The 5,465-nt window shown below is 72.4% G+C and carries 6 protein-coding genes; 2 read left to right on the forward strand and 4 right to left on the reverse strand.

Annotation, left to right across the window (positions count from 1 at the left end; genetic code table 11):
• Window positions 1-202: 202 nt before the first annotated feature.
• The 4 genes from ACIY1X_RS24365 to ACIY1X_RS24380 are packed head-to-tail and all read right to left on the reverse strand — an operon-like array spanning window position 203 to window position 4,064.
• Window positions 203-1,453: a dienelactone hydrolase family protein gene (locus ACIY1X_RS24365; RefSeq protein WP_399685712.1), complete on the reverse strand. Its 1,251-nt coding sequence runs from the start codon at window positions 1,451-1,453 to the stop codon at window positions 203-205.
• The gene (locus tag ACIY1X_RS24370) at window positions 1,450-2,013 is read right to left on the reverse strand and encodes a flavin reductase family protein (RefSeq protein WP_399685715.1); all 564 of its coding nucleotides are present in this window, start codon (window positions 2,011-2,013) and stop codon (window positions 1,450-1,452) included. Before ACIY1X_RS24370 ends, ACIY1X_RS24365 begins: the two co-directional genes overlap by 4 nt.
• Entirely contained in the window at window positions 2,010-3,242 is a 1,233-nt protein-coding gene (locus tag ACIY1X_RS24375) for a styrene monooxygenase/indole monooxygenase family protein (protein ID WP_399685718.1), read from the reverse strand. The genes ACIY1X_RS24370 and ACIY1X_RS24375 overlap by 4 nt, the downstream gene beginning before the upstream one ends.
• A 30-nt stretch (window positions 3,243-3,272) precedes the next feature.
• Window positions 3,273-4,064: an SDR family oxidoreductase gene (locus ACIY1X_RS24380; RefSeq protein ID WP_399685721.1), complete on the reverse strand. Its 792-nt coding sequence runs from the start codon at window positions 4,062-4,064 to the stop codon at window positions 3,273-3,275.
• Window positions 4,065-4,255: 191 nt separating this feature from the next.
• Here ACIY1X_RS24380 and ACIY1X_RS24385 point away from each other — a divergent pair, with 191 nt between their 5' ends.
• Window positions 4,256-5,275, forward strand: coding sequence for a helix-turn-helix domain-containing protein (locus ACIY1X_RS24385; protein ID WP_399685723.1), 1,020 nt, complete (start codon window positions 4,256-4,258; stop codon window positions 5,273-5,275).
• 45 nt (window positions 5,276-5,320) lie between these two features.
• Window positions 5,321-5,465: acyl-CoA dehydrogenase N-terminal domain-containing protein (locus tag ACIY1X_RS24390; protein WP_399685725.1), on the forward strand; the 145-nt coding region annotated here is incomplete at its 3' end.

Genomic DNA, 5,465 nt, shown 5'->3' on the forward strand with positions numbered 1-5,465 from the left:
CGCGCGCGGCGACTGGCTGGAGTGCGAGGCCTGGGTGGTCAAGCCCGGCCGCCAGCTCAGCTTCACCGAAGCCGAGGTCCATGCCGTGGCGCAGGACGGCCGGCGCACGCTGGTCGTCAAGGCCGCCGGCACCATGGCGCTGACGCGCGCCGAAGCCGGCCAATTGCCTGCTGCCTGAGCGCGCGCTGCCGCCGAGGCGCCTTCAGCGGCCCTCGGAGCGGGCCCAGTTCGCCATCAGCGTGTTGGAGGACAGGGTCTCGTCCAGCAGCTTGCGCGCCGTCTCCACCCCGGCCACCGGCAGGCCCGCCGGATCCAGCCGGCCGATCTGCACCAGCACGCTGGCCTGGTCCCAGTAGATGTGCTCGTGGTAGAGCTTGTCGCCGCGGAACTTCACGATCGCCACCAGCGGGACCTCCACCCGCCGCCCGGTGGGTGCGATGCCGGGCAGCATCCAGTCGATCTCGCAGGTGTGGGTGAAGCAGAACAGCAGCTCGTCCACGATCTGGCTGGCGCCGATGGTGCGCGAGAGCGGGATCAGCGTGGTGTCGGGCGGGTTGGCGTCGACGAAGTGGTGGCGGTAGAAGCGCGCCAGCATCCGGTGGCCCACGCCGCCCGTCATCGTCGGGATGTGGTTGACGTAGGGCTCGGGCACCATCGTGGCCATGGTGGCGTCCACGTCGCGGGTGGCGAACTCGTACTCGCAGTGCTTGTCCCACAGGTGGGAGAAGTCGTAGTGCGGGCCCAGCGCGCCGCGGAAGGCCGCGATGCTGCGCTGGTGCGCCATCAGCGCCGAGGGCTTGTGGTAGTGGTCGCCGCCCGGGCGCGCGAAGGCATGGTCCACGCCGGGGTAGACGTGCAGCGCCACGCCGGCGCGCCCGCCGAGCGCCTTCAGGATGGCCTCGCGCGCCTCGGGCGGGCAGAAGCCGTCGTTCTCGGCCAGGTGCAGCACCAGCGGCCTGCCGTCCAGGCGGTCGGCGTCGGCCAGCGCCTGCTCGATGCCCACGCCGTAGTAGCCCACGGCCACGTCGCAGTCGGTGCGGCAGGCGGCCAGGTAGGCCAGCTTGCCGCCCAGGCAGAAGCCCAGCACGCCGGCGCCGCCGGCGAATTCGGGCTGGGCGCGCAGCGCATCCAGCGCGGTCTGGATGTCTTTCACGCCCTTGGCTTCGTCGAAGCCCTGGTAGAGCGCCAGGGCGCGGTCGAACTCGCGGCGCTCGTCCAGCTCGACGCTCGGTTCCTGGCGCCAGAACAGGTCGGGCACCAGCACCACGTAGCCTTCCTCGGCGTAGTAGTCGGCCACCTGCCGCAGGGTGGCGTTCACGCCGAAGATCTCCTGCGCGAGGACGATGCCGGGCCCTTTGCCGGCAGGCGGCACGGCCAGGTAGGCGCCGAATTCGCCGCTGCCGTCGCGGGCGCGCACGCGAAGGGTCCGGGAGCGGGGTGGGAGGGCGGTCATGTGGGGATGTCTCCTTGAGGTGCCAGGGTGGTGTAGCGGCCCTCCGCGTACAGCAGGGGCGGCTGGTTGCCGGGGTGCATCTGGACGGCCTTGATCTCGCCGATCATCACGGCGTGGCTGTGGGCCACCATCATCTCGTCGACGACGCAGTCGAAGCCGACCAGCGCATCGCGCAGGATGGGCGCGCCGGTGGCCAGCGTGTCCCAGCGGCCCGTCTCGAACAGCTCGCCCGCGCCCGGCCCGGCGCCGCCGAAGCGCTGCGCCAGCCCGGTGTGGGCCTGGGCCAGCAGGTTGACGCTCATACGCCGGCTATCAGCCACGACGCGGAAGGTGCTGCCCTTGAGGTTGATGCAGGCCAGCAGCCGCGCCGGCTCCGCCGACAGCGAGGTGACGGCGGTGGCGGTGAGGCCGGTCAGCCGCTGCCCGTCGGTGGTGGCGACGATGCACACCGCGCCGGCCAGGCGCCGCATCGCCAGCCGGAAGTCGGAGGGCGGCAGGCAGGCGGTGCGCCGCAGCGCCTGCAGCGGCGGCAGCAGCGCGATCGGGTCGGCCGTCGTCATGCGGCGGCCTGCGCCAAGTAGGCCTCGGCCCGGTCCGGCGCCATGAAGAAGCTGGCGTAGTCGGTCGGGTCGTTGAAGCCGTTGACGATGCGCCGCGCCACCGCCGGCGAGCCGGCCGCCGCGCCCAGCAACTGCAGCACGTGCGGGGGCGGCGGCTGCAGCATGGCGTTGGTCCAGGCGGTCACATGGCTGCCGTAGCCGGTCCAGAAGCGCTCGAAGGTGTCCTGCATGAAGGCGGCGTCGAAGGCCGCGCCGCCGTGCGCCAGGATCGCCGTCTCCACCGCGTGTGCGAACTTGGCGGCGTTGTTGGAGCCCTGGCCGGTGATCGGGTCGTTCAGCATCACGGCGTCGGCCATGCCCATCACGACGCGCCCGCTGGGCAGTTTGCCCACCGGCCGCCGCACCGTGGGCGGGAAGGCGCCGCTGAGGATGCCGTTGGCGTCGGTCAGCTCGACGTGCTCGCAGCGCGCGGCCTCCCAGGGCAGGAAGCGGCGCAGGACCTCCAGCGAGCGCGCCAGGTGCTCGGACGGCGTGCGCACGTCGCGCCAGCAGTCCATCGGCCCGCCCGGCAGGCCCTCGAACACCATGATCTCGCACGGCCCGCTGTGGGTCAGCGCCGGGAAGACGAAATACTCGCCCACGCCGGGCATCAGGTTGAAGTTGACGGCGCTGTGCTCCTCGCGCGGGCGCATGCCGTGCACGTAGGTGAGCGCCAGGGCGCGCTGCGGCCTGTCGTAGGGGCTGCGCACGGCGTCGCGCTCGAACATCCGGGCGATCTCGCCCTTGCCGGCGGCCACGATCACCAGGTCGTGCTCCAGCGTCCAGCGCTCCAGGTCGTCGATGCCGGCGTCGTGGATGAGGAGCCGGCCGCCCCGCTTGGCGAACTCGGCCATCCAGCCGGGCACCTTCACCCGCTGGTCCACGGACTGGGCGATGCGGTCGAGCCGGTGGCTCCAGTGCAGCGCCTTCACGCCGGCCTGCTCGGGGTGCGGCACGGTGAAGGAGATGCCTTCCACCGGCGGGCAGTCTTTCTCCCAGAAGGCGATGCCGCGGTCGCGTTCGTGCTGCAGGCTGTCGTGGAACATGCACTGGCTGGACATCACCTTGCCGTCCCGGATGTCCTCGGGCGGGCGGTTGGACACGACGGTGACGCCGTAGCCCTTGGCCTGCAGGCCGAGGGCGAGCTGCAGGCCGGACTGGCCGGCGCCGACGATGAGGATGTTGCGCATGGGGGGTCTCCTGTTGAGGGGGCGGGCCGGTCAGGCCGTCAGCCTGGGAATGGCGGGTTCGTGCGATTCGGGCCCCATCGCCGAGTAGCCGCCGTCCACGGCGTAGTCCGCGCCGGTGACGAAGCTGGCGTGGTCCGAGCACAGGAAAAGCACCACCTGCGCGACCTCCTCCGGGTCGCCGACGCGGCGCATCAGGTGGAAGGGCGCGGCCACGCGGTCGGTCTTGCCGCGGTCGCCGTGGGTGAGCTGGTCCATGATGGCCGACCAGGTCCAGCCCGGCGAGACGCTGTTGACGCGCACCTTCTCGGGCGCCAGGTCCATCGCCATGCTGCGCGTCAGCTGCACCAGCGCCGCCTTGCTCACCGGGTACAGCCAGCGGCCGGTCTGAGCCACCCGGGACGAGATGCTGGTGAAGTTGACCACCGCGCCGCCGCCGGCGCGGCGCATGTGGGGCAGGGCGGCCTTGAGCATCATCGCGGCGCTGGCCACGTTGACGTTCAGCGCCGTCAGCCAGTCGGCCCGTCCCGAGTCCAGGCCGTCGTCGACGTAGCTGCAGGCCAGGTTGACCAGGAAGTCCAGGCGGCCGAAGCGCGCCGCCGCCTCGTCGGCACAGGCCTGCACCTGCGCGTCGTCGGTGATGTCGGTGGCGCGGAACCACACCCCTTCGCCGCATTCGGCCGCCACCCTGGCGCCGCCGGCGGCGTCGATGTCGGCCAGCGCCACCCGGACGCCCGCCTCGTGCAGCGCGCGCACCACGGCGGCGCCGATCAGCGTGGCGCCGCCGGTCACGATGGCCGCCTTGCCGGACAAACCGTTGAACATGCTGTGGTCTCCTTCTGTCGTGTCTTGATGCGGCGCAAAGATAGGAGCGGGCGCCGCGGCGCGGCATCCGCCGGACGCGGCCGACATCCCGAAAACGCAGCAATTTGCGCCGCCGGCCGCCAGGCGGGGGGGCGGCTGCGGGCGAGTCCCGTTGCGCGATGGGCGGGCTGTGCGCCAGCATCGGCCTGCCGATGGACCTGACCGAAACCGCGCCCCTGCCGCTGTCACGCTACGCCCTGTTCCACACCCGCGACGTGGACCAGGCGCGCGAGAGCGTGGCGCGCGTGTTCTGCCCGCATGCGCTGAACACCTGCCATGCGGGCGAGCGGCTCGACGCGCGCCACCACAGCGCGCGGCTGGGCGAGGCGTCCAGCCTGAACTACGTCCAGTACGGTCCGGCGGTCGACATCGACCCGGGCCACCTGGGCACCTTCTACCTGCTGCAGATCCCGCTGCGCGGCGGCGCCACGGTCTGGTGCGGCGGGCGGGAACTGCGCTCCGACACCCGGCAGGCCTCGCTGCCGTCGCCCACCGAGCCGCTGCGCATGCACTGGGCGGCCGACAGCCCGCACCTGATCGTTCGGCTGTCGCAGGCGGCCGTGGTGCAGCAGTTCGAGCAACTGGCCCAGCACGCGCTGTGCGGCCCGCTGGTGTTCGAGCCCGGCGTGGACATGGACGCGGCGCCGATGGCCGGCATCGGCGCCTTCGTGCGCTACCTGTGCGGCACGCTGGACGCCGACCCTGCCTTCTCCGGCTCGGCGCTCGCCCGGCAGGCCGAGTCGTACCTGGTCTCCTCCCTGCTGTTGCAGCTGCCGCACAGCCACCGGGCGCTGCTGGAGGCCGGCCGGCGGCCGCTGCTGCCGCGCGTGGTGCGCCGCGCCCAGGAGTACATGCACGCGCACGCCACCGAGCCGCTGACGCTGGCGCAGTTGTGCAGCCACCTCGGCGTGAGCGCGCGCGGGCTGCAGCACGCCTTCCTCTGCGCCACCGGCGAAAGCCCGATGGGCCACTGGCGCAGCGTGCGGCTGGAACGCGTGCGCCAGGCGTTGCGGGCCGCCGGGCCGGGCGCCGGCCGCGACGCCGTGGCCCGCATCGCCGAGCGCTACGGCTTCTTCCACGCGGGGCATTTCGCGGACCAGTACCGGCGCCGTTTCGGCGAGCGCCCGAGCCAGACGCTGCGTGTCATGAAGGAGTCAGAACCGCCCCGGTGATTGCATTACATTGGCCCGCTTGTCGATCTGCTGCCCGAGCCGGCCATGTCCCTTCGCCCGACCCTGGACTTCCTCCTCTACGACTGGCTCGCCGCCGACCGGCTGAACGAGCGCGGGCGCTTCGCCGACCACTCGCGCGAGACCTTCGATGCGGTGCTCGACACCTGCGAGCGCATCGCGCGCGAGAAGT

Origin of the sequence: Xenophilus sp. (assembly GCF_044462705.1) — a bacterium.
In the GTDB taxonomy this organism is placed as follows: domain Bacteria; phylum Pseudomonadota; class Gammaproteobacteria; order Burkholderiales; family Burkholderiaceae_C; genus Xenophilus; species Xenophilus azovorans.